The organism is Pseudoalteromonas sp. S3178, from assembly GCF_005886985.1.
Taxonomy (GTDB): Bacteria; Pseudomonadota; Gammaproteobacteria; order Enterobacterales; family Alteromonadaceae; genus Pseudoalteromonas; species Pseudoalteromonas carrageenovora.
Window position 1 is genome coordinate 12,673 of sequence record NZ_PNCW01000026.1, and the last position, 23,794, is coordinate 36,466.

General features: G+C 38.5%; 23 protein-coding genes. 9 read left to right on the top strand and 14 right to left on the bottom strand.

Annotation, left to right across the window (positions count from 1 at the left end):
• Window positions 1-48: 48 nt before the first annotated feature.
• Complete coding sequence (locus tag CWC11_RS07885) at window positions 49-696, bottom strand: glutathione S-transferase family protein (RefSeq protein ID WP_138682246.1); 648 nt, start codon at window positions 694-696, stop codon at window positions 49-51.
• A 117-nt stretch (window positions 697-813) separates the two neighbouring features.
• Complete coding sequence (locus tag CWC11_RS07890) at window positions 814-1,194, bottom strand: DUF4112 domain-containing protein (RefSeq protein WP_138682247.1); 381 nt, start codon at window positions 1,192-1,194, stop codon at window positions 814-816.
• Between the two features lie 333 nt (window positions 1,195-1,527).
• On the opposite strand from CWC11_RS07890, the gene CWC11_RS07895 reads away from it, so the two are divergent.
• The 4 genes from CWC11_RS07895 to CWC11_RS07910 all read left to right on the top strand — a co-directional run bounded on the left by CWC11_RS07895 (window position 1,528) and on the right by CWC11_RS07910 (window position 4,373).
• A complete protein-coding gene (locus CWC11_RS07895; protein ID WP_138682248.1) occupies window positions 1,528-2,172 on the top strand; it encodes a DUF6795 domain-containing protein in 645 nt (214 codons plus the stop codon).
• On the top strand, window positions 2,169-2,450 hold the full coding sequence (locus CWC11_RS07900; RefSeq protein WP_249330692.1) for a hypothetical protein: 282 nt from the start codon (window positions 2,169-2,171) through the stop codon (window positions 2,448-2,450). Before CWC11_RS07895 ends, CWC11_RS07900 begins: the two co-directional genes overlap by 4 nt.
• A 140-nt stretch (window positions 2,451-2,590) precedes the next feature.
• Window positions 2,591-3,217: a DUF6795 domain-containing protein gene (locus CWC11_RS07905; protein ID WP_138682249.1), complete on the top strand. Its 627-nt coding sequence runs from the start codon at window positions 2,591-2,593 to the stop codon at window positions 3,215-3,217.
• A gap of 202 nt (window positions 3,218-3,419) precedes the next feature.
• A complete protein-coding gene (locus CWC11_RS07910) occupies window positions 3,420-4,373 on the top strand; it encodes a lipase family protein (RefSeq protein ID WP_249330694.1) in 954 nt (317 codons plus the stop codon).
• Between the two features lie 49 nt (window positions 4,374-4,422).
• On the opposite strand, the gene aroC is transcribed toward CWC11_RS07910, so the two are convergent.
• Together aroC and prmB are read right to left on the bottom strand one after the other, a co-directional pair.
• Window positions 4,423-5,520, bottom strand: coding sequence for a chorismate synthase (aroC, locus tag CWC11_RS07915; protein WP_138682250.1), 1,098 nt, complete (start codon window positions 5,518-5,520; stop codon window positions 4,423-4,425).
• A 62-nt stretch (window positions 5,521-5,582) separates the two neighbouring features.
• Window positions 5,583-6,518, bottom strand: a complete 936-nt coding sequence (prmB, locus tag CWC11_RS07920) for a 50S ribosomal protein L3 N(5)-glutamine methyltransferase (RefSeq protein WP_058547384.1) — start codon at window positions 6,516-6,518, stop codon at window positions 5,583-5,585.
• A 149-nt stretch (window positions 6,519-6,667) separates the two neighbouring features.
• Here prmB and smrB point away from each other — a divergent pair, with 149 nt between their 5' ends.
• Both smrB and CWC11_RS07930 read left to right on the top strand, forming a co-directional pair.
• Window positions 6,668-7,225, top strand: a complete 558-nt coding sequence (gene smrB, locus CWC11_RS07925) for an endonuclease SmrB (RefSeq protein WP_058547383.1) — start codon at window positions 6,668-6,670, stop codon at window positions 7,223-7,225.
• 16 nt (window positions 7,226-7,241) lie between these two features.
• The gene (locus tag CWC11_RS07930) at window positions 7,242-8,183 is read left to right on the top strand and encodes an AEC family transporter (protein WP_138682251.1); all 942 of its coding nucleotides are present in this window, start codon (window positions 7,242-7,244) and stop codon (window positions 8,181-8,183) included.
• 2 nt (window positions 8,184-8,185) lie between these two features.
• On the opposite strand, the gene CWC11_RS07935 is transcribed toward CWC11_RS07930, so the two are convergent.
• Genes CWC11_RS07935 through sixA form a run of 3 tightly spaced genes read right to left on the bottom strand, consistent with a single transcriptional unit; the run spans window position 8,186 to window position 9,760 of the window.
• The gene (locus CWC11_RS07935) at window positions 8,186-8,908 is read right to left on the bottom strand and encodes an SDR family oxidoreductase (RefSeq protein ID WP_138682252.1); all 723 of its coding nucleotides are present in this window, start codon (window positions 8,906-8,908) and stop codon (window positions 8,186-8,188) included.
• Between the two features lie 8 nt (window positions 8,909-8,916).
• Window positions 8,917-9,270 carry a RidA family protein gene (locus CWC11_RS07940; protein ID WP_138682253.1) on the bottom strand — a complete coding sequence of 118 codons (354 nt, stop codon included), beginning with the start codon at window positions 9,268-9,270 and terminating at the stop codon, window positions 8,917-8,919.
• Window positions 9,271-9,289: 19 nt separating this feature from the next.
• Window positions 9,290-9,760: a phosphohistidine phosphatase SixA gene (gene sixA, locus CWC11_RS07945; RefSeq protein ID WP_138682254.1), complete on the bottom strand. Its 471-nt coding sequence runs from the start codon at window positions 9,758-9,760 to the stop codon at window positions 9,290-9,292.
• Between the two features lie 192 nt (window positions 9,761-9,952).
• Here sixA and CWC11_RS07950 point away from each other — a divergent pair, with 192 nt between their 5' ends.
• Both CWC11_RS07950 and CWC11_RS07955 read left to right on the top strand, forming a co-directional pair.
• Window positions 9,953-12,676, top strand: coding sequence for an insulinase family protein (locus tag CWC11_RS07950; protein ID WP_138682255.1), 2,724 nt, complete (start codon window positions 9,953-9,955; stop codon window positions 12,674-12,676).
• A 55-nt stretch (window positions 12,677-12,731) separates the two neighbouring features.
• Window positions 12,732-14,990, top strand: coding sequence for a sensor domain-containing protein (locus tag CWC11_RS07955; RefSeq protein WP_138682256.1), 2,259 nt, complete (start codon window positions 12,732-12,734; stop codon window positions 14,988-14,990).
• Here the strand turns inward: CWC11_RS07955 and CWC11_RS23290 are convergent.
• Both CWC11_RS23290 and putP read right to left on the bottom strand, forming a co-directional pair.
• Window positions 14,987-15,181, bottom strand: a complete 195-nt coding sequence (locus tag CWC11_RS23290) for a hypothetical protein (protein ID WP_138682257.1) — start codon at window positions 15,179-15,181, stop codon at window positions 14,987-14,989. The two genes, CWC11_RS07955 and CWC11_RS23290, sit on opposite strands and share 4 nt — an antisense overlap.
• Before the next feature lie 501 nt (window positions 15,182-15,682).
• Entirely contained in the window at window positions 15,683-17,161 is a 1,479-nt protein-coding gene (gene putP, locus CWC11_RS07965) for a sodium/proline symporter PutP (RefSeq protein ID WP_138682258.1), read from the bottom strand.
• Window positions 17,162-17,495: 334 nt separating this feature from the next.
• On the opposite strand from putP, the gene CWC11_RS07970 reads away from it, so the two are divergent.
• The gene (locus CWC11_RS07970) at window positions 17,496-18,722 is read left to right on the top strand and encodes an EAL and HDOD domain-containing protein (protein ID WP_138682259.1); all 1,227 of its coding nucleotides are present in this window, start codon (window positions 17,496-17,498) and stop codon (window positions 18,720-18,722) included.
• A gap of 82 nt (window positions 18,723-18,804) precedes the next feature.
• Here the strand turns inward: CWC11_RS07970 and CWC11_RS07975 are convergent, their stop codons facing one another.
• Genes CWC11_RS07975 through CWC11_RS07995 form a run of 5 tightly spaced genes read right to left on the bottom strand, consistent with a single transcriptional unit; the run spans window position 18,805 to window position 23,793 of the window.
• Complete coding sequence (locus tag CWC11_RS07975; RefSeq protein WP_058547373.1) at window positions 18,805-19,536, bottom strand: MlaA family lipoprotein; 732 nt, start codon at window positions 19,534-19,536, stop codon at window positions 18,805-18,807.
• Window positions 19,537-19,545: 9 nt separating this feature from the next.
• Window positions 19,546-20,796 (bottom strand): c-type cytochrome biogenesis protein CcmI, encoded by a 1,251-nt coding sequence (gene ccmI, locus CWC11_RS07980; protein WP_138682260.1) that lies wholly within the window; start codon window positions 20,794-20,796, stop codon window positions 19,546-19,548.
• A complete protein-coding gene (locus tag CWC11_RS07985; RefSeq protein ID WP_058547371.1) occupies window positions 20,796-21,257 on the bottom strand; it encodes a cytochrome c-type biogenesis protein in 462 nt (153 codons plus the stop codon). Before CWC11_RS07985 ends, ccmI begins: the two co-directional genes overlap by 1 nt.
• On the bottom strand, window positions 21,257-21,826 hold the full coding sequence (locus tag CWC11_RS07990; RefSeq protein WP_138682261.1) for a redoxin family protein: 570 nt from the start codon (window positions 21,824-21,826) through the stop codon (window positions 21,257-21,259). The genes CWC11_RS07985 and CWC11_RS07990 overlap by 1 nt, the downstream gene beginning before the upstream one ends.
• Window positions 21,823-23,793: a heme lyase CcmF/NrfE family subunit gene (locus tag CWC11_RS07995; RefSeq protein WP_138682262.1), complete on the bottom strand. Its 1,971-nt coding sequence runs from the start codon at window positions 23,791-23,793 to the stop codon at window positions 21,823-21,825. Before CWC11_RS07995 ends, CWC11_RS07990 begins: the two co-directional genes overlap by 4 nt.
• Window position 23,794 lies beyond the last annotated feature (1 nt).

The following is a 23,794-nucleotide window of genomic DNA, read 5'->3' on the forward strand; positions in this document are numbered from 1 at the left end:
AGACGAATTGTACGGGCTTTTACCTTTAAAGTAAAAGTGGTGAGGGTGTTAAACGTCTTTTCCTGCTTCGTCGCACTCGACTATATCGGTCTCGGTTAACGCCTGAGTAATCCATGTTTGCAATACGGGGCAGCGCATCACAAAATCACAGTATTGCTGCGCCTCTGGTGATAGCGTAATTTGGTAGGTTTTTAAGCGCAGTACAATAGGCGCATACATAGCATCTGCAATGCTAAAGTCGCCAAAAAACCATTCATTGGGAAACACATCTTGTTGCTGTGCAAATATCTCGTCTATGCGAGCGATGTCTTTTAGTGCTTCGCTTGATAGTTCTACTTTACGGGTTGCTCGTATGTTCATTGGCATTTCATTACGAAGCGCCATAAAGCCTGAATGCATTTCAGCGCTTAACGCGCGTGCTTTAGCTCTTTGGGTAATGTATTTTGGCCATGCAGCACCAGATAAGTATGCATCATTAATATATTCACAAATTGCTAGCGAATCCCATACCTGTAAATCGCCATCAATTAGCGCTGGCACTTTTTGCACAGCAAATATATTTTTTAGTTCGTTATAAAAATCAGATGTGTCGAGTACGAGTTGGGTTTCACTAAATTCAACATCAAATTTACTCATTAAATACCATGCGCGTAATGACCAGCTAGAGTAGTTTTTATTACCGATAAATAATTGCATATTGTAAATACCAAAGTGAATAGACGCTCTTACCTTACTAGGTGATTAAACAACCAACAACACTTTGTTTTTCATTTTTGATGCTAAAACTTAAATCACTAAAAAATAGGTTTAGTATCAGTTAGCTAACTGGCTATTCAAGTGTTTTTTTAAAAGCCGCGTATTACGGGTATTGGCTTTAAAAAATGCATCAAATATATCGCCAAAAAATGGCACTAAGCCACCTATAAAATCAATGAGCATATTAATAATCATTTTACTCTTTATACGTTTACTCACACCTAAGCGCTGTACTTCTATTAGCACATAGCTTGATAAAATAAGCCCTGCTGCATCCCCTATTACGGGTATTAAGCCAATCACCGCCTCTAGCCCTATGTTAAATTTAGTAAAAGGGATGCCAATGCTGCTATCGGTATAATGACTAAATTTTTCCAAACGTTTTAATGTTGATTCATATTCAGCATGCGAGAGGTTAGTTTGAATATTTTTACTCATAATAGCTACTTTTTATGTGAGGTTATAATATATAAACACTAAGGATATTAATACTTAATGAATTATTAAAAACTAATGGAATACTTTCAACGATGAATTTAATATAAAAAATATTAGTACGCCTACAGAATAAATACGGAAACGTCTGCCCAAAATATAAAGTACCCTCGGGAGATTAATAATCTATAAAGACTACTTATATAAAAGAAAAGTGCTAGAGGAAGAATTGCTTACTTTAATTAGCAATTAAGGCACCTTATAAAAATAGGTACAGTTCACTTTACATACATTTTTTCTTAGTTAAAATCTAAGAAAATTATGCAAGGATTGCCTATGAATAAATCTATTTATTTACCTCGATTCGCCATCCTGTTGATTCTTTTTTGTGCTATTGTTTTTCCGGCCCTTAGTCAAGGAGAAGATATGTTTAGCTGGTTCAGAAAAAAGAAAGAAGTATTTTTAAGCCCTGAAGTCAACGGCGTCGTCACTGAAAATGGCATACCGATTGCTGATTTAGAAATAATACGTTCATTAACATATATTGATGGCGTTGAACGACTTGATTCTGTAATGACAGGAGATGACGGACGCTTTCATTTATCAAAGAAAACTATACTTTCTTCTATCCCGAATAAATTAATTTCCGAAGACCGTGTCCACCAGAAGATTTTTATTCGTAAAGATAACAACTTAGTTATTGGTTTGTGGGGAGCCACACAACCTGGCATTTCAGAGTTACCTGAATTCACCAAAAAGCTTGATTTTTTAAAGTGTGAAATAACTAATCAATTGGTCAGATTTGAATTTAAAAATAACACCAATAAATACCTCAATAGAACTGCAACAAGCATTTGCAGATGGGATGAAGATTACAACCCTACATGGGTTATGGAAAACGGTGAAGAAAAGTACGAAATCCATAATGGCGATTTAAATGATTTAACAGAACGTTTTACAGGGAAGAAGGTTGAACTATGAATAAAACAATATCACCAAGCACAGCTGCTTCTGTCGCAAATAGAGTTTATGATATAAGAAAAAGTTATGACTTCAGCGGAGAGTTTCATAATGACTTTGTGAGAAACTTTAAAGTGACTAACAATCAAATTCAGGGGGTTAGTGGTGGGCTAATAAATCAGCTTTTGAACCGTACGACAGGCTTCGCTTTAACTGCTGAAGGTGTTTCATCACAATTCAAAAACCACCATATTATTGGCATTCGTGGAACCGTATTTGCCTGTTTAGAGCGCAGTTGATAGTTTATTAAGGTCGAGAGATTAAATCATGTGCAAATTCTGTTTTTTAATAATATTGCACTAGAACAGCCTCTAAACACTAACCTTTACAAAGCTTTTGAGCTCAATTAATATTGAGAAAATATATGCAAGGATTGCTTATGAATAAATCTAGCTATAGCCCTCGATTCATTATCTTATTTATTCTTGTTTGCCTTATTATTTTCCCAGCCATTAGCCAAGGAGGAGATATGTTTAGCTGGTTCAAAAAGAAAAAAGAAGTATTTTTAAGCCCTGAAGTCAATGGTGTTGTTACAGAAAATGGCACACCAATTGCCAACTTAGAAATAATACGATCGTTAATGTATTTAGATGAGATTGACCGTCGTGACACTGCAATTACCGATGCAGATGGGCGCTTTCATTTTCCCAAAAAAACAATTTTTTCCTCAATTCCGAATAAACTTATCGTTGAAAACCGTATTTCCCAAGAAATCTTTATTGAAAATAATGACATCTTAATTCCTCTTTGGATTGCCACTCAATCAGGTATTGATGAAGTTACTGAGTATAGTAAAAAACTATCAATTTTAAATTGTGAAATAACCAATTCTCACGTTGTATTTGAGTTTAGAAATCAAAAGAATATACACCGTAACTATGTAGCACAAAGCATTTGCCGATGGGAAGAAGACTTTTTACCTTATAAGCTTTTAAGAGATGGTAAAGAGTACCTGATAAATAACTACGACCTAACAGATTTAACTGAAAGACAAAAGGAAGATTGACATGGAAAAAGTCCAAGCAATATTACCCCCAAATATAGCTGCCACTATAGCAGCCAGAGTTTATGATATAAGAACCTCTTCCTCATTTAAAGAAGAATTATGACGAAGTTTTGACACAGATTTTAAACTCACCAACAACCAAATTAAAGGCGTTAGTGGTGGCTTAATCAATCAGCTCCTAAACCGCACTACAGGTTTCGCTTTGACTGCAGAAGGTGCATCACAACAATTTAAAGGCCACCATATTATTGGTATACGTGGCACCGTTTTTACCTCCTGCGCCGACTGGTTAACAAACCTAAATGTAGCTATTACCCATGGCCCTAAAAACTTAGAAGTCCATTCTGGCTTTGAGAAAGCCTTTACCAGCATGAAGCCGATGTTTGCAAGTTACGTCAAGCAGCATAAACCTAAGTGTTTGCACCTTGTTGGTCATAGTTTAGGTGGTGCGATTGCCCAACTCACAGCAATATGGGCAAGTGAGCAAGGTATTCCCACTAATTTATATACTTTTGGTGCGCCGAGGGTCGTGCTGAATCATTCGGTACATTCAGCTGCTCACAATGTTGGCCAGTATCGTGTAACGCATGGCGCTGATCCTGTACCCTGCGTACCAGCTTGGCCATTTAGTCATACCTCAGGTGAATACCAAACGGCGATGAATGAAGGGTCTTTTTTTAATATTGGTGCGCACTCTATGGAAGAAGATACACCAGGTTATGCTAATACCGTGGCTGCATACAAAGATTATGGAAGTATGGAAAGTTCACTAAAAACTCTTCACTATAATCATACGGTTTTAAAATATGCTATGCGCTATAACGTAACATTCTCACTTAGATGGCAACGAATAATTACAGACGGCTTAATAACTTTTTTAAAGAAAACAGGACAATACGCTTTTATTTCTATCCAAGCAGGTTTAGGCCTTGGTCTAACTTTCTATGATACGCTTGCTCGATGTTTATTTGATTCTGTAGTCAAATTTGTAGAATTAACTGAAGAGTTAAAAGGCTTAATTGGTCATATGCTTGCATTTGTAGGAAAAAAAACTTACGAAGTCAAAGAACTAAGCAAACAGTTCATCAGGTGGGTGCTCGGTTTGATGATCAAAAAGCTTTATATGGTAGCAAAACAGGCAATTGATCTTATTTAAATTAAAATGAGCGCGGTTCGTAAAACCTAACCGCGCTCCCAGTAATGACTTAAACAGAGCCGTTAATTGGCCCATGCTTGTGGTTTACATGAGGGTTTTGCCCGCGTTGACGCAGTAAATGATCCATTAATGTAATAGCCATCATTGCCTCAGCAATAGGAATTGCACGAATACCAACGCACGGGTCATGACGACCTTTGGTGATCATCTCAACCGCTTCGTTGCTGGTATTAATGCTCTTACCTGGAATAGTAATACTTGATGTTGGTTTAAGCGCGATAGAAGCAATAATATCTTGCCCTGTAGAAATACCGGCAAGTACACCACCCGCATGGTTTGATGTAAAACCTTCTGGGGTTAACTCATCGCGATGCTCTGAGCCTTTTTGCTCTACTACATCAAAGCCATCACCAATTTCAACGCCTTTAACGGCGTTAATGCTCATTAGTGAGTGCGCAATTTCAGCATCTAATCGGTCAAATACTGGTTCGCCTAACCCTACAGGAACATTGCTCGCCACTATCTTAACTTTAGCGCCTACAGAGTCACCTTGTTTTTTTAGGTCACGCATGTACTCGTCAAGTGCTTCTAGTTTGCTTGCATCAGGGAAAAAGAATAAGTTGTTTTCAACTTCATCCCAATCGTAACTTTCGGCTTTTATTGGCCCAAGCTGACTTAAGCATGCTTTTACTTCAATACCATGAAACTGCTTTAAATATTTTTTAGCAATTGCGCCTGCCGCTACACGGATTGCTGTTTCGCGAGCAGAAGAACGACCCCCACCGCGATAATCGCGCAGGCCGTATTTATGCCAATAGGTGTAATCGCCATGACCTGGGCGAAATACGTCTTTAATTTTGCCGTAATCTTGCGAGCGTTGATCGGTATTTTCAATCAATAAACCAATACTAGTGCCTGTGGTTTTACCTTCAAAAACGCCTGCTAAAATTTTTATTTGATCGCTCTCACGGCGCTGCGTTGTATAACGGCTTTGCCCTGGTTTTCTACGATCTAAATCAATTTGTAAATCAGCCTCTGTGATCTCAAGGCCTGCGGGAGTACCATCAACTACGCCGCCTAATGCAACGCCGTGGCTCTCACCAAAGGTGGACACTTTAAATAACTGCCCTATGCTATTACCTGCCATTAACTTTCCTCATTCCTAATGACTACCAAAGTAGCCGAGCACAATTGGCTCGGCCTTAAAGTTTATTTTGCAAAATACGCGTCAAGCTGGGCTTTACTAATTACAAAAACACCTAACCCACCTTGTTCAAATTCAACCCACTCAAACGGTGCGCCCGGATATAGTGCATCCATATGTACCATAGAGTTACCAACTTCTACAAATAACAAACCGTTATCAGTTAGATGCTCGCTTGCTTCGCTTAAAATTGTGCGAGTAACATCGAGACCATCGTGTCCCGATGCTAAACCAAGCTCTGGCTCATGATGAAATTCACGCGGTAAATCAGCCATATCTTCGGCATCAACATACGGTGGGTTTGCAACTATCAGGTCATATTTTTGACCTGGTACGCCGCTAAATACATCGGATTGAATAGGTAATACTCGTTCACTTAACATGTAATCGCTAATATTTATATCAGCTACCTCTAGTGCTTCATACGAAATATCTACTGCATCTACTTGCGCGTCTTCAAATGCTTGTGCAAGCGCAATAGCAATACATGCAGAGCCCGTACATAAATCTAAAATTCTATTTACCGATTGCGGCTCTTCTAGCCATGGTGCAAATCTGTTAGCAATTAATTCTGCAAAGGGTGAGCGAGGAATCAATACACGTTCATCAACATAAAACGGCATACCAGCAAACCATGCTATGTTTGTTAAATAAGGTACTGGGGTACAATCGTTAATACGCTCAGCTATTAGCCCTGCAAGTTGGTTTTTTTCTGTACTTGTTAAACGCGCGTGCATTAATTCTTTTGGCGCATCCACAGGTAAACTAAGCGCAGGAAGTAACAAGCTTACGGCTTCATCCCATGCGTTATCGGTACCATGTCCAAAAAATATACCACTACTTGCAAATTGGCTTGTAGTCCAACGTAACCAGTCATGTAAAGTTGACAGTTCTGCAACAGCTTCTTCAAGTGTTGCTTCTTCTATTTGTAAATCACTCATATATTTTACCTGTATTAGCTTACTGACTGTTTTAATCTTTAAGACGATTGCATTGCCTATATTGGCTGGGCAAATTACAATTGCACTTCATTTGATATTGTACCGCCTTTTGCGTTGCGTTTTTACGTTTTTTTGTTTAGGTAATAGTTATGAAAAAAGACACTCCATCACAATCTTCCCTAAGCAACGACGACATAGACTTATTTCGTCAAACAATCACAGGCGCTAAGGTATTTAAACAAGATACTCATCGTTTTGATACAAAGCCTAAGGTGTCACAAGCAAAGCAATTTGCCCAGCAAAAAAAACAGGCACAATCTGAATTTTATTTCTCAGATGAGTATATTCCCGATATTGATACCCATGGCACCGTAAATTACGTAAAAGAAGGTGAAGATACCTTTTTACCTAAACAGTTGCGCCGTGGTGATTTTGCACCCGATTTAACCCTTGATTTACATGGATTAAATAAAGAAATAGCCAAAGATGAACTGGCCGGGTTAATACACGAATGTAAAAAGCGCCATTATTACTGCGCTTGTGTAGTGCACGGTATTGGAGGCGGCATACTAAAGCATAAAATTCCTCAATATTTAGTGCAGCACCCAGACGTAATTGCAATGCACCAAGCCCCATTAGAATATGGCGGTAAAGGCGCGGTGCTTATTTTAATTAATTTACCGCAAAGCGATGAATTTAGACGCTAAATAAGGACATAAACCAGTGCATATTTTTTCAATTATATTCCCGCTAATTTTTATAGTTGCACTGGGTTATGGCTGTTGCCGAGTTAAGTTTTTTACCGAGCAACACATAGCAGGACTAAGTAAATTTACTTTTTATGTCAGTTTACCTGCTTTTTTAATACTCAATATGTCGCAAATAAACCTGCAGCAAAGCATTAGTTCTGGGGCATTTTTGAGTTTTTATATCCCGGTTTTATGCGTATTTGGGCTCGGTATTTTAATTGATCGTTTTTATTTAAATAAGCCATACCCTAATAAAAAGGTCATAAACTATCAACAGCATAGCGTATTTGGTTTAGCGGGTAGTTATTCAAATATGGTATTGGTAGGCATTCCCATTGTAATAGCATCGCTTGGTAAAGAGATGATAGCGATTGCATTTATGATCATCACTTTTCACAGCACATTATTATTTGCACTCACCTTTTTAATTGGCGCAAAGGGAAATGCTAAAGACTTCTCGTGGTACAACTTTGCAAAAAGTATGGTGTTAAACCCAATTGTACTGAGTATTGGCTGTGGTTTAATTATTAATGTATCGGGGATAACGCTGTTTGATAATTTAACCAAGGGTATCGATTTACTGGCAAAACCAGCTATTCCATGTGCTTTATTTGTATTAGGGGCCAATTTAGTATTTTATAAAATTGCCTCAAATTGGCTGCCTGCGCTTGTATCTTCCATATTAAAAATACTTATTTTGCCTGCCGGTGTATTTTTTGCCGCAACATATATTTTTCAATTAGATGAACAAATAAGAAATGTACTTGTGCTACTTAGCGCATCACCCGTTGGGGTTAACGCATACCTTATTGCGAGTCAATTAAAGCAGCACCAAGCGACACTTGCAGGAACCGTAGTGCTATCTACTATATTATGTATGCTAAGCTTCACCTTTTGGCTAGCTATACTCTTGTAGCGTTACAAGCCGCCTGAAACATCAATAAAACTTCCCGTAGTGAATGAAGCATCACTAGAGGCTAAAAAGTAGATTGCTTTAGCAACTTCCTCTACCTTACCACCTCTACCAAGCGGTAGCCTATGCTTTAAATTATCAACCCTATTGGGCTCACCGCCATCTGCGTGCATATCTGTATAAATCAGCCCTGGGCGAACGCAATTAACTCTTATGTTACGCGTAGCAACTTCTTTTGCTAAACCAATTGTTAATGTGTCTATGGCCCCTTTTGAAGCGGCATAATCTATATACTCGTAAGGCGCACCTGTTTTAGCAGCTCCCGATGATACATTTACTATACTAGCACCACTTAACATTCTTTTTAGCGCTTCTCGACTACATAAAAATGCGCTTGTTATGTTTGTACTCAGAATATGGTTTATACGCTCTGCGTCCATTTCTAGTAAAGTCATTTGACCTTTTAATATACCTGCATTGTTTACCAATACATCGAGGCGGCCAAAGGTTTCATCTATAAATAAGAATAAAGCCAACACATCAGGCTCATACGATACGTCAGCTTTTACGCCAAACATCCTTATTTTTTCTGCCACTAATCGTGCGCTTGCTTCGTCAGCTTTATAGTTTATACAAACACTATACCCTTGCTCTGCAAAATATAATGCTGTTGCAGCACCTATCCCACGGCTTGCTCCGGTTATAAGTACTACAGGAGATTTAGTCATTTAGGTTATTATTCTTTTAAAGCTGCAACTACTGAAATTTCAACAAGTAGTGCATCACGTGCCATTTTAGCCTCTACACATGCTCTTGCTGGTGCATGTCCCTCTGGTACCCATGCATCCCAAACCGCGTTCATATCTGCAAAATATTCCATGCTCTTTACATAAATAGTCGCACTAAGCATATGTTCTTTTGAACTTCCTGCTTCATCAAGCAGCGCCTCTACTTTATCGAGCATAGTTTTAGTTTGTTCTTTAATATCTTTTTGTGCGTCAGCGCATACTTGCCCACATAAATACACAGTTCCATTATGTTTTACAATGCGGCTCATACGCGCACCTGTTTGAAGGCGTTCAATAATCATTTTTACTTCACTCAATTATTTAGACGTTTGCAGGGGCATTAATACTTAAATAACTACTGCGCTGAGTTTGCTCATCGTAGTTAATTACAGCAACTGCACCTGTATTAAAAATTGGCATATTGCCTGGGCTCAACTGGTCAACTAAATAGCTAACAATTGGCATATGAGAAACTACAAGCCACGTTTTACACTCGGGATGTGTAGCGATAAGGGTTTCGAGATAATCTGCGGCAACTTGCGGCTTCCCTTGTGGAATAACATCAGACGTTGTCTCGCTAAATGTAAAAGCATTATTTTTAGCTACGCCATTTGCCGTTTGCTGTGCGCGAATGTAAGGGCTAACTAACAGCGCATCTGGGTGGAAATTTTTATTGAGCCAAATACCCATTTTTTCAGCTTCGTCATGCCCTATTTGGGTTAAATTTCTAGCCGCATCATCAGCCTGCATTGGAGCAGCTTCGCCGTGGCGCATTATTAGGATTGTTTTCATAAAAAATCAACCGATTAAAGAATATAAAACAGTAGCCAGTTTGCCCATTTGTCCGCTATATTAACAACATAAACCTATTTATTTCTTAAATAGTTCTTTCATGAGATTCAGGTAATTCTTTAAGCTGCATTTCGCTTTCCTGAAGCCATCATCTGTTGTTAACAAGTAAACGTTTAGTTTCAGGAGCATCATTTGAATATCAGTCGCAATGATAACAGAGCATACCGCGCCATTACACTGGACAATGGTCTAAAAGTACTATTAGTGCAAGATAAAGATTCAACAAAAGCGGCTGCATCTATGGCAGTAAATGCAGGACATTTTGACGATCCCCTTGATAGGCAAGGCTTAGCACACTTTTTAGAGCATATGCTTTTTTTAGGCACAGACCAATATCCTGATTCAGGCAGTTTTAATAATTTTGTCTCGCAAGCTGGCGGCAACACAAATGCGTGGACCGGCACAGAGCACACCTGTTACTTTTTCGATATTAACAACCAAGAATTTGAAGAGGCTCTTGCACAATTTAGCCGTTTTTTTATTGCACCTTTATTAAACCCCGCAGAAACAGAAAAAGAACGCAACGCGATTGAGGCCGAGTTTAAGCTAAAAATAAAAGATGATGGCCGCCGCATTTACCAAGCACATAAAGAAACAGTCAACCCTGCACATCCATTTGCTAAATTTTCGGTCGGTAACCTACAAACCTTAGCAGATCGAGAACGTTGTATTAGCGATGAGCTGCGTGACTTTTTTAATAATCATTATCAAGCACAGTGGATGACATTGGTCATATGTGCAAATGAAACACTAGACACGCTACAGAGTTGGACTCAAACCTATTTTGCCGCGATCAATGGTAATAAAAAGCTTAGAAAGCCCGAAATAAGCGAGCCACTTTATCGTAAACAAGATTTAGGTAAGGTATTACACATTGAACCTCACAAACATATGCAAAAGCTTATTGTTAGTTTTGCTATGCCAAATATTGATGACTTTTATCGCCATAAAACAGTGAGCTTTATTGCCCACTTATTGGGCTATGAAGGTGCGGGTTCGCTTTATTCAATTTTAAAAGAGCAAGGCTGGATCAATGCGCTTTCTGCTGGTGGTGGTATTAATGGCAGCAACTTTAAAGATTTTAATATTAGTTTAGCCCTAACTGATGAAGGAATTGAATACTTTGAAGACATTATTGAAATGGTCTTTGAATACATTTGCCTAATTAATAACAACACTGAAAAGCTACCGCGTTTATACCAAGACAAAAAAAACCTTTTACAAATTGCATTCGATAACCAAGAAAAATCGCGCTTAATTGATTGGGTAAGTAACTTAAGCATTAACATGCAACATTATGACGAAGCCAATTACGTGCAAGGCGATTACCTAATGGAAGGCTTTAAAAAAGCCACCCACGAAATGGCTATGCAATGGTTAACGCCGCATAATATGCGTATTGTGCTAATACATCCAGATGTAGAGCCAGAGCACAAAACGGCTTGGTATAATACTCCTTACAAAGTTGAACAAGTATCGCAAAGCTGGCTTGACGCGCTGAGCGATATTAATAAGCCTTTGGCCGAAATGCTATTGCCTACTGCCAACCCTTATTTAACAAAAGAAGTCATACTTTACGATGTTGAAAAACCTCAAACAAAACCTGAGTTACTTGTTAAAGAACCTGGTTTTGATTTTTGGTTTAAACAAGACAACACCTTTCGCGTAGCTAAGGGCCATTTTTATTTAGCCATGGACTCAGACTTTGCCGTTAAAGACGTAAAACACATGGCACTTACTCGGCTATTCACCGATTTATTTATGGATAGTGTTGGTGAGCAGTTTTATCCGGCAGAATTAGCCGGCCTTAGTTACCATTTAACATCGCATCAAGGCGGATTGACGCTTCATACAGCTGGGCTTTCATCTAGCCAACTAGAACTAGTTGATCAATTAATAGATGCTTTATTTAATGTAGAAATTTGTGCAAAACGTTTTGCTGAATATAAAAAGCAGTTAGTAAGACATTGGCGTAACAGTAATCAAAATAAACCGGTGAGTGAGCTATTCAGTATTTTAGGCGCTAAAATAATGCCATGGAACCCAAGACCAAGTGAACTTGCATCGGCTTTAAAAAACACATGTTTTCAGCAATTTAATGAATTTAGAACAGACTTTTTTAAAGCACTGCACGTAGAGTCATTCTTACATGGTAACTGGCAGCAAAATGACGCCATTGCCTTTCAAAAGAAAGTAGCTGATCACTTAAGGCATGCCACCATAATTGAAGATTTGCGCCGCCCACTATTTGAAATTCAAAAAGTGACACGTTACGAGCTAGAACTCCCGTGTAGCGACCACGCAATGGTTATTTATTACCAAGCGCAAACAGATAGCGTGACCGAAAAAGTAAAGATGATGGCACTTAATCACTTAATTAATCAAGATTACTTTAATGAACTACGAACCACACAGCAGCTCGGTTATTTAGTAGGTGCAGGTTATGCCCCTTTTAACACTCGAGCTGGTATGGCGTTTTACATTCAATCGCCTAAATTTGATGCCAAAACATTATTGCGTCGACATAATAGTTTCATTAACAATTACCTTGAAAATATTGATGCGCTTGACGAGCAAAACTGGCAACAACAAAAGCACGGGTTAAGTACGCATATTGCCGAAAAAGATAAAAACCTACGTCTTCGTTCTCAGCGTTTATGGTTAGCTATTGGTAATAGAGATCATGAGTTTCATATGCAGCAACGACTCTTAGAGGCACTAAATGCACTGACTCTAAAAGATTTAAAAGCATATGCGCTTACATTATTTAATGAAGATAGACCAAGGTATGAGCTATTAAGCTCGGCAAAAGTGAATAAATCTCAAAATATGCCCCTTTGCTCGCAATCTCTTTGACTCTAGGTTGAGCTTGTTTTAAATTATCATTTGTAAATTAGAAGTAATAAAACAAATGATAAAAACAACAATAATAAAATTAAGCATGCTTGTAGTACTTGCTTACTCATTTAAGCTTTTTGCTTTTGAGTCTTCATTTAATTACAACTCAGACAATATCCTCATACTAGCAAGCGCTATTATAGCGCTTGCTTTACCGTACCTGTTATTTGTTATTTATAAGCTTAGACGTTCACGCCGCCAACTTCGCCTCTCTGAAAAACGCCTTAAAAGCACCGTTGAAGGCAGCGGTGATACACTTTGGGACTGGAATATTAAAACAGGCGAAGTTATTCGTATTAACGACAAATACTTAATGGACTCAACAACGTTGATGGGTTTTCCGCCAAATAAAGGTCTTATACACCCTCACGACATAAACAACGTTGAACATTTATTAAAAGTCCATTTTGCTGAGCAATCTGCTTTTTTTGAAGCAACCTATCGAATTAAAGATACATTTGGTCGCTGGCATTGGGTTCTTGACCGCGGGAAAATAATTGAAAAAGATGCCAATTTATCTCCCCTAAGAATGACCGGCACTGTACGCGATATTTCACAGCTAAAATCCACTGAAGAGCGCTTAAACCTTTTTGCTAAATGCGTAGAGTCGCTCACTGATGCACTCGCTATTTACGACAAAAACTTTAAATTAGTCGATATAAATCCCAGCTTTTTAACTTTATTTGGTGGCGTGCGCGAGCAATACCTAGGCAAAGGCTTCAGTCTATCTGGGTATGAGCAAAGCTATACAGATAAAATTATTGACATTGTTAAAGAGCACGAACACATTCAGCAAGAAGTAAAACTACGTAATAGCGAGCGAGTTTTATTGCCAATCGAAATTTCGATAGATGAAATTAAAAACGATCAAAATCAAATAACTAATTATGTAATTGTTTACTCGGATCTAACTGAGCGAAAAAAAGCTGAGTCGCAACTGCATAATTTATCAAACCGAGACCGTACAACGAGTCTCCCTAACCGAAACTTATTTTTTACTGACCTACAAAAGCTTGTAAAACTAAATTCTCATCATGCTCTTTTAGTGTTTGATTTAGATAACTTTAAAAAAATTAACGACTCATTAGGCCATCAACTTGGCGACAGTTTATTAGCTAAATTAGCGATGCGTTTAAACAAATTAACACGAGAAAACGATGTGTTTTATCGTTTAGGTGGTGATGAGTTTGCACTCGTTATGTCAGACACCAACGACATACATGTCATCACGCGTATGGCAAAACAGTTTTTAGCTGCTATTGCCACCCCATTTAAAATGGCTGGCCACGAACTGGCAATTACCTCTAGTGTTGGCATTGTGTTATTTCCCGAAGATGGTAATACACCAGAGCTTTTATTAAAAAATGCCGATACCGCGATGTATCACGCTAAAAAGAAAGGTAATAGCTACTTATTTTTTAACGACACCATGAACCGCCAAGCAGTTAAGCGCCTACAAATAGAAAATTTAATGCGCTTTGGTTTAAAAGAAGATCACTTTGAAGTGTATTACCAACCTAAAATGAATATTCGAACCGGAAAACTAACCGGTATGGAAGCATTGGTACGCTTTATCACACCTAAAAAAGGTATTATTAGCCCAGGTGTATTTATACCTATAGCCGAAGAAACCGGACAAATAATTGAAATTGGTGAAGTCGTTTTAAATAAAGCCTGTCGAGATGTAAAAAAATGGCTAGATGATGGCTTATTTAGCGGCCGAGTGGCTGTTAACTTATCAGCAAAGCAATTTAGCTTACCTGATTTAACCTCGCGTATTGATGTCATTTTACAAAAAAATGAACTGCCTTCTTATTTTTTAGAACTAGAGATAACCGAAGGCACTGTAATGGATGATCCTAAAGATGCTATAGCTATTATGCGTTCTTTAAGCGCGCGAGGTATTCATTTAGCAATGGATGACTTTGGCACGGGCTACTCTTCTTTAGCGTATTTAGAGCAATTTCCGCTTAATACTTTAAAAGTAGACAAAGCATTTATAGATGATATGAAAACTGAGCGTGGCCGCAATATGGTCGACTCAATCGTCACCATTGCACATAACTTAGACTTACATGTTGTTGCAGAAGGCGTAGAGCAAGCAGATCAAATAGAAATACTTAAAAAACTAAACTGTGAAACGGTTCAAGGGTATTACTACTCTAAACCATTATCAAAAGACGAATTTACTGAGTTTTTAAAACAACAACAAACCAAAGCAGCGCCTAGTTTAATTACAAAGCAAAAAAAAGCGATTTCAATCGTTAATTAAGGGCGCCAAACACACCCACTAAAGCCTATATTGCGCAGTAAAGCTCTGCGATAATGTAGGTTAAACAAACACCATGCTAAAGGTCCTAAGGCCCCACCTAACAATAACCAGCGCTTTACTGGCATGCCTTTTTTAATGGCTTCAAAATACATCACAGCAATAAATAAACAGCTTATTAAAGCAAATAACAAAGCTACTCCCCTTATTTAATAGCTCAAAAATAAGGCAGCAGTTTAACTACAATAAAATAAAATTTAAAGCTCTGTACAACTTAAAATTTAGTGAAGAGATTTACTTACACTTTAAAACACTCAACTATTGAATGTATTGTTCTCAAGCAAGCGTTTTCAGTCAAAGAAAGCGAATTTAATAACCAAAAACGCTCTATTGTAAGTTAATTAACGCAGCTGTCGGCATGCAAAGGTGTTATTTAATCGTTTCAGGTAATTGCTCCTGAAATTGTTTCAATTCCTGCATCCATAAAGTCGTATATCAGAGATGTTTAACGTAATTAGCGTCAGATTTAATCTTTCAGATTGACTAAATATTATTGCCAATTGGAATTAATTGAGCAAATTAGTATAAGTATTACGCAGATTAATATTAGCAAATGTTGAATATAAAAAAGGCCAGAAGTTTGCACCTCTGGCCTTTCGTTTGTTCTATAAAAAACTAAATAGATTAGCTAATTATTAAAGCTCTTTTTCAACTTCATCAAATAAAGCAGTGATGTTTTGCTCTGGTTCTTTGGTCGCTAAGCTAACAACAACAATTGCAATACTTGCTAAAATAAAGCCAGGTACAATTTCGTACATGTAGCTGCTCAAGCTTTGTCCATCAATAGTAAATGGAGAATATATCCAAACCAATACCGTTCCAGCACCTACTAACATACCCGCTAGCGCACCTTCAAAGTTCATACGCTTCCAGTAAAGGCTAAATAATACAAGTGGACCAAATGCAGCACCAAAGCCCGCCCACGCGTTACTTACTAAACTTAAGATTGAGCTATCTCTGTCGTATGCAAGGTAAATTGCACATATAGCAACAGCTGCAACACTAATACGACCAACAGTTACAAGCTCTGTATCACTTGCTTCTTTGCGTAAAAATGTTTTATAAAAATCTTCAGTTAAAGAACTTGAACTAACCAGTAATTGTGAAGAAATTGTACTCATAATTGCAGCTAAAATTGCAGCTAGCAAAAAGCCAGCAATTAATGGGTGGAATAAAAGCTCTGAAAGAATTAAGAAAATTGTCTCAGGATCATCAACAACAATATTATTTTCGTATGTGTAAGCTGCACCAAATAAACCAGTGCCTACAGCACCGATAGCGGCAACTATCATCCACGTCATACCAATACGGCGAGCTGTTGGCATATCTTTAACACTGCGCACAGACATAAAACGAACAATAATATGTGGCTGACCAAAGTAGCCTAAACCCCAAGCCATTGCTGAAATAATGCCTAATGCAGAGCCCGCGCCTATCCAGTTAAGCATATCTGGGTTTACGCTGTGTAAGGTAGACTCAAGTGGTTGTTCTAGTAAAGAATATGCAACCGTTGGCACTAAAATAAGTGCAACAAACATAATACAACCTTGCACAAAGTCAGTTAAGCTCACAGCTAAGAAGCCGCCAAATAAAGTGTATAAAACCACAACACCTGTTGTGATATAGAGGCCCATCTCGTAACTTAAACCAAATGAACTTTCAAATAATTTACCTCCGGCCACAACGCCTGACGAAGTATAAAGAGTAAAGAAAACAATAATTACCACAGCAGATACAACACGTAGTAAGTTAGATTTGTCGTTAAAACGGTTTGAGAAGTAATCCGGGATGGTGATAGAGTCGTTAGCTTTTTCTGTGTATACACGCAATCTAGGTGCAACTAACAGATAGTTAAGCCAAGCGCCAATTACAAGTCCAATAGCAATCCAGGTACTGCTAAAGCCAGTAACAAACATCGCGCCTGGTAGACCCATTAAAATCCAACCACTCATGTCTGACGCACCAGCTGATAGCGCCGCAACACTTGGTGAAAGACTTCGTCCACCTAACATATAACCAGAGACATCACTTGTAGATTGTTTATATGCATATAGTCCGATACCTAACATTACAATAAAGTATAACGCTAGTGAAATAATCATTCCTGTTTCCAAATTAGCCTCCGCACAATAATTAAATAACAGGCTTTTAATCCGAATAATGACTCTTAAAGTTTTATAGTTAAGACACTATTGGGGTAAAAACCATTCTCGATGACTATATCATGCCTTTTAAGTAGATCTCCAACTAGTTACATTTTCTTGATTTAAAAATATTCATATTGCATATTTTTACATCAAAATAACAAAAACAAATTAAAATAAGTAAATAAAACCCCTAATTATTAATGATAACTTCTTAATCTCACTAATATTAGTAATGCTATTTTGAATCTTTTGCCATATATTATTACAATACCTACTGACATTACTTCTAACGGAACTGTTTATGTATTTTTACGCCGCGCGCCAACCTATATTAAATCGAGAAAAAGAACTCATTGGTTATGAGCTTTTATTTCGTGATGGCGTTGATAACGTATTCCCAGACATAGACGGAGATGAAGCAACAACTCGTTTAATTGAAGGTAGCCAATTTAACTTTGGTCTTGAAGATTTAACCGATAACAAGCCTGCTTATATTAACTTTACCTTAGAAACCTTGCTAAAAGGTTACCCTAGCATGCTAGGTAAAGATGCTGTTGTAGTAGAAATACTCGAAACCATACAGCCCGGCAAACGCTTATTAGCGATTGTTAAAGACTTAAAAGATAAAGGCTATACAATTGCATTAGATGATTACATTCATCAGCCAGTTTGGCGTCATTTCTATCCGTTTATAGATATTATTAAAATAGACTTTTTATCGTGCGATGTAGATACAATAAAAACCATAATTAACGATTTAAAACCGTATCCACATATTAAGTTACTTGCCGAAAAAGTTGAAACATACGACATATATGAGCAAGCATTAGATCTAGGCTTTGACTACTTTCAAGGGTTCTTTTTTTCAAAGCCTGAAATGGTGCAAAGTAAAGCGCTGCCACCTTCAGAGATGGCCTTAGCTGAGCTTTTATACGAAACTTCTAACGTTGATATGGATCTTAAAAAAATTACAGATGTTTTTGAGCGAGATGTAAATCTATCGTACAAGTTACTTCGTTATTCTAACTCAGCAGCATTCGCCCGACGCGCAGAGATAAGCACTATCAAACAAGCGCTTATTGTTTTAGGCGCTAACGAAATTAAAAAGTTATTATCGCTACTGTTTGCCGCACAAGTGTCTGCCGATAAACCTGTAGAGCTAATTAGGTTATCACTTACTCGTGCTCGCTTTGGTGAGCTACTTGCAATATCTCATGGTCAATTTAAAGATACCGGTATGGCTTTTTTAACCGGCATGATGTCGCTAATGGACGCCATATTAGATGAAAGCATGGAAAGCGTAATGAAAAAACTTCCCCTTTCTAACGATATTAAAGCGGCATTATTGGAAGATGAAGGGCTACTAGCTAAATATTTAAACCTTGTTAAATATTATGAGCAAGCAAATTGGGAAGCCGCTAATGCGCTTACTAAAGAGCTTAACCTTGGTGATAAAGTACCCGACGCCTATCATGAAGCCCTAGGCTGGGTAAGTGAGCAAATGCAGTTAATGGTTAACGAAAAATAACCTGCAGTTTGAAACTAAAAATGCCAGCATATTTGCTGGCATTTTAGTTATGGTTAGCTAAACACTTAAGCCATAATTACGCTTATAGACTTTCTAAGAAGTCTTCATCAAAGTCTTCAGGTTCTTCTTTGATCGGCGGGTTACCGTCATATAGTTCATAAATTTGACGCTGAAAATAAATATCTTTTACAAAAAGGTACGGATCAAGTGAATCATTTAATAAGCCTTCTTGAGGGATAAGTGACGCTCTAGCTTCTACAGCTTTTAATACAAACACTAAAATAGTTTGTGGTGTAGTAAGCGCTACTTCAGGTAAAACAAAGTTATCAACTACGTCACCTGTTAAGTTACGTGCAGTTGTTGGTCCCATTGCAGGCAGCATTAAATAGGCGCCGTCTCCTACGCCCCACACACCTAACGTTTGTCCAAAGTCTTCATCTACATGATTCAAACCTAGTGAACTGGCTACATCAAATATACCAAATATACCTACAGTTGAGTTCACTAAAAAGCGGGCGAGGCTCACACTTGCATTGCCTGGTTTACCTTGAAGGCCAGCGTTAATCATGTCCACTGGTGCTGAAATATTATCAGTGAAGTTCACAATTGAATTTCTAACCGGGACAGGCGTTACTTCAACGTACCCTACAGCGACAGGACGTAGAATGTAGGCATCAAGAACATCCATATTAAAGTCGTACAATGGACGGTTAATATTTTGTAGTGGATCTCGTTCATCCACTTTATTTTCTGGTACTTGCGCACAGCCTGCAAGTATCAGTAAACACAAAAAAGTAAAACTATGCTTTAACATCTAATGTCCTTAAGGTATTAATGTATCAATTGTAAGTGTGTAGTCACTTACATTTTCACGTGTTAGTTTATCTGAATGCCCTTCAAGCTCACCCGAGCTTGGCATAACCGATTCGTCTTTAGATATTCGCGCAGATATAACGATATCTTGTGCACTTGATAAGTTTAACCCAGCAACCATTGCATTCGCATCTGTTAATTGCACGCTCATTGGAAAGCTATACTCTTTAAGCTTTACAACAGCAAGCGGCATAGGCGAGCCCTGCGCTGCTTTTGCAAACACAAATAAAATACTATTTTCTGGTTGTTGCTGTTTAAGCTCATCAGTTAGTTTTACTGTTACGTTAATAACGCTTTGTGTTGTAACGGGTAAAACAGAGCCTTCTGCTTGCATTTGCTGTTCAATATCAGCGATACGACCTGCTATCATTTCATAACGTGTATCATTTTTTTGCATACTGGCAAGAAGCACTTCAAACGCAGCTTTAGCTTGAGGCCAATCTTTTCGCTCATAAGCTATTAACGCTAATAACGATATTGCATCTAAATTAGTAGGCTCAACTTTTAATACCTTTGAAAGCATACCCGCTGCACGGGTCATATTAGCTTCGCTGCCCTCTAGTAATAAAACTTGGCTGTAGCTTATTAACACTTGCATGTTATCGGGGTTCATCCGCAGTGCTTTATCAAACGACTGCTGCGCCATATCAAACTCATTAAGTGACATAGCAACGCGGCCTAATAACATCCAAGCAACTTCATCATCGCCTGTTTGGCTAAGCTTTGTTCTAAGTGCTAAAGCAAATGCTTGTAGCTCGTTTTGACTAAGTGGCTCTCCTTTTTGCATAACAGCACGTTCACCGTAATCAGCAAGATTGTCCATTGCATCATGCCATGCAGAAATTTGTTGCTCACTTCCGGTAAATGTATAAAACACACCGGTTAAAGCAATAACAAAAGCAGCACCCGTTAATGCAAATATACGGTTATTACCTTTGCTGTTTAACGATTTTTCAGGTGATAGTTCGTTAAGCAAACGGCGTTTTAACTCAATAACCGATTCATTATGATTTTTCAAATCTATACGTTGGTTATCTAAATCGGTTTGTAATTCAACTAAACGTTGCTCATATATACTGATAAGCTCAGCATTAGCGTTGTGCGTAATAGTTTGCACTCGCTCTTTTTGTAAAAAAGGTAACGCCACGAATGCGATAGCAATTAGTGTGAGTAAAGCAAAACACGCCCACATTAAAATCATTAACTTTGCTCCTGACGTTTGTTATCAGCGATTAGCTTTGCAAGCAATGCTTCATCGCTACTGCTCCACGTTTGCTTTACAGACGCTTTACGCTGACGAATTACAATAAAGCCAAAACCAATAATCACTATGAGTACTGGTAATACCCAAAGCACGAGCGTAGCCGGTGTAACAGGAGGATCGTAGTGAACAAAGTAGCCGTACCTATCAATCATGTAGTCAATTACTTCGTCTTTTGTTTTGCCCTCTTTTACAAGTACCAAAACTTTGTCGCGTAAATCTTTAGCAACAACAGCATCCGAATCAGCAATATTCTGATTTTGGCATTTAGGGCAGCGAAGCTCTTTAGTTAACTCTTCAAAACGCACTGCTTGCTCATTATTATCAAACTGATAACGATCAAGTTCAGCGTTTGCGGCCATGCTTATAAAAAAACTAAGGCTTAATAGAAAAAATCTCATTAATTTAGCTCCTGCATAACGGGTGCAAATTTAGCGCGCCATACCCGAGGATTTATATCGCCCGTATGATGCAGTAGTATCTTGCCATTTTTATCAACTAAAAATGTTTCTGGCGCACCCGACACGCCTAAATCAAGCGAAAGCGTTCGGTGCAAGTCTAAAATATTAAATTGGTACGGATCACCCGCGCGACCAAGCATATCTGTTACATCTGTGCGCAAAGCCTGCATATCAAATGGGCCATCAAAGTCAGCGTCGTAACCTTGTACATAATAAAGACCAATAATTTTAACGCCTTGCTCACGTAACTTAGTTAAATAGCCAAGCTCTACCAAACATGTTGGGCACCATGTGCCCCACACATTAAGTAAATACACCTCACCTTTTAACGACTCGTTAGTCCAGCGTTTGTCGTCTTGCATTAAATCAGGCAGTTTAAACGCTGGCATATCTTGGCCTAGTCGCCCAGTTTGAATCTCTCGCGGGTTTGCAAATAACCCTTGGTATAAAAATACACATACAAAAGCAAACACTAAAAGCGGTGCAATAGCTAAAAGTTTACGATTCATAAAGCACTCTCCGATTCAGCCTTACGCGCTGTTTTAGCTGATGTACGATAGCGTTTATCAAATAAAATCATAAACCCTGCGAATGACATAAGTACACCACCAATCCAAATCCAGCGAACAAATGGTTTATGGTAAATTCGAAGTGACCATCCATCGCCGCTAAGCTGTTCACCTAACGCTAAATATAAATCACGTTTAAAACCAGCATCTATTGCAGCCTCGGTCATAAATTGCATTCCGATATCATATTTACGTTTTTCTGCGTGTAAGCGTGTTACTAGCTCATTATTTTTAAGAACTGATACAACGCCTGCATGACCACTGTAGTTTGGCCCTCTAATAGTCTTAACGCCATCAAAGCGATATTCATATTCGTTAAGCTGAGCTATGTCACCTGGTTTCATTGATACATCGCGTTCAACTGAATAAGCAGACGTAAGTGATACACCAGCAATAATAAATGCAATACCAATGTGCCCAAGCACCATAGCCCAATAACTTACAGTAAAGCGTTTTAACCCTTCTATTAAGGTGCCATGCACAGCTGCTTTGGTGTAAATATCAATCCCTGTTGATACAGCAACCCAAACTGCAAGCGTTGTCGCTAATAATGTAAGTGGCTTTACGAGCTCGTAACTTGAGAATAACCAAGTGCAGGTTATTACTACACTTGCTAATACACCCATTAAAATTTTGTTTTGCAAAAAAGCCCATTTATTTTGCTTCCAGCGTAAAAATGGCCCTATTCCCATTAAAATAGCGAAAGGCACTAATAAAATTGCAAACATTTTATTAAAAAACGGTTCGCCAATAGAAATGCTACCTAAGCCCATTTCTTTATGGACCATAGGTAATAGCGTACCTAACATAACAATTAATGTAGCAACCACTAAAAATATATTATTAAGCCACAATGCGACTTCGCGAGATACAAACTTGTACCGACCTTCGCTGTATACCTGCGATACACGCAGTGCATACAAGGCTAAGCCGCCACCGACAACAACACCTAAAAAGGCGAGTATAAATAAGCCCCTATCAGGATCTGTAGCAAACGCATGCACCGATACAATAATGCCCGAGCGCACAATAAAGGTGCCTAACAAGCTTAATGAAAAACCAGCTATTGCTAATAATACCGTCCAGGATTTAAATATACCGCGTTTTTCGGTTACGCTTAACGAGTGCAGTAATGCGGTGGCTACAAGCCAAGGCATCAGCGCTGCATTTTCTACTGGATCCCAAAACCACCAGCCGCCCCAGCCAAGCTCCGAATAAGCCCACCAACTGCCAATAGTAAGACCTAGGCCTAAGAACCCCCAAGCGGTCATTGTCCATGGGCGTGACCATTTAGCCCACGTGTTATCAAGCTTGCCTGTTAAAAGTGCGGCAATAGCAAAAGAAAAAGCAACCGATAGCCCAACATAACCCATGTACAGTAATGGAGGATGAATAATCATTCCTGGGTCTTGAAGTAGCGGGTTTAAATCGCGCCCTTCAACCGGAAAATAAGGTAATAAACGCTCAAAAGGGCTTGAAAGTAATAAGGTGTACATCATAAAACCTACACCTAAAAACCCAAGCACACCAAGTACACGCGCACGTAGTACCCACGGCAGCGATTTAGATCGCACAGCGACCGCTGCGGTCCACCCTGCTTGCATAACTAGCCACAATAAAATGGCGCCTTCATGGCCACCCCAGGTAGAGGTAACTTTATAATACCAAGGTAATGTACTACTAGAATGATACGCCACATACGATACGGTAAAATCATCCGTTAAACTGGCATAAATAAGCGCTGCAAACGAAAGTAGTACAAAAGCAAATTGCCCAACAGCTAATGAAGGGGCTGCACGCATTAAACGAAGATTACCGGTATGCGCGCCCCAAAGCGGAAAAATACACAGTAAAACGCTAAGCACCATGGCAAGCGTTAAAGAAAAATAACCAAGTTCTGGGATCATA

Coding starts and splice junctions, on each gene's coding strand:
- CWC11_RS07935 (WP_138682252.1), bottom strand. CDS start 8,908: ATGACTAAATCTCCTGTAGTACTTATAACCGGAGCAAGCCGTGGGATA.
- CWC11_RS07905 (WP_138682249.1), top strand. CDS start 2,591: ATGAATAAATCTAGCTATAGCCCTCGATTCATTATCTTATTTATTCTT.
- sixA (WP_138682254.1), bottom strand. CDS start 9,760: ATGAAAACAATCCTAATAATGCGCCACGGCGAAGCTGCTCCAATGCAG.
- smrB (WP_058547383.1), top strand. CDS start 6,668: ATGAAAAAAGACACTCCATCACAATCTTCCCTAAGCAACGACGACATA.
- CWC11_RS07975 (WP_058547373.1), bottom strand. CDS start 19,536: ATGTTAAAGCATAGTTTTACTTTTTTGTGTTTACTGATACTTGCAGGC.
- CWC11_RS07985 (WP_058547371.1), bottom strand. CDS start 21,257: ATGAGATTTTTTCTATTAAGCCTTAGTTTTTTTATAAGCATGGCCGCA.
- CWC11_RS07895 (WP_138682248.1), top strand. CDS start 1,528: ATGAATAAATCTATTTATTTACCTCGATTCGCCATCCTGTTGATTCTT.
- CWC11_RS07900 (WP_249330692.1), top strand. CDS start 2,169: ATGAATAAAACAATATCACCAAGCACAGCTGCTTCTGTCGCAAATAGA.
- aroC (WP_138682250.1), bottom strand. CDS start 5,520: ATGGCAGGTAATAGCATAGGGCAGTTATTTAAAGTGTCCACCTTTGGT.
- CWC11_RS07970 (WP_138682259.1), top strand. CDS start 17,496: ATGTATTTTTACGCCGCGCGCCAACCTATATTAAATCGAGAAAAAGAA.
- CWC11_RS07990 (WP_138682261.1), bottom strand. CDS start 21,826: ATGAATCGTAAACTTTTAGCTATTGCACCGCTTTTAGTGTTTGCTTTT.
- CWC11_RS07995 (WP_138682262.1), bottom strand. CDS start 23,793: ATGATCCCAGAACTTGGTTATTTTTCTTTAACGCTTGCCATGGTGCTT.
- CWC11_RS07890 (WP_138682247.1), bottom strand. CDS start 1,194: ATGAGTAAAAATATTCAAACTAACCTCTCGCATGCTGAATATGAATCA.
- prmB (WP_058547384.1), bottom strand. CDS start 6,518: ATGAGTGATTTACAAATAGAAGAAGCAACACTTGAAGAAGCTGTTGCA.
- CWC11_RS07885 (WP_138682246.1), bottom strand. CDS start 696: ATGCAATTATTTATCGGTAATAAAAACTACTCTAGCTGGTCATTACGC.
- CWC11_RS07955 (WP_138682256.1), top strand. CDS start 12,732: ATGATAAAAACAACAATAATAAAATTAAGCATGCTTGTAGTACTTGCT.
- ccmI (WP_138682260.1), bottom strand. CDS start 20,796: ATGATTTTAATGTGGGCGTGTTTTGCTTTACTCACACTAATTGCTATC.
- CWC11_RS07940 (WP_138682253.1), bottom strand. CDS start 9,270: ATGATTATTGAACGCCTTCAAACAGGTGCGCGTATGAGCCGCATTGTA.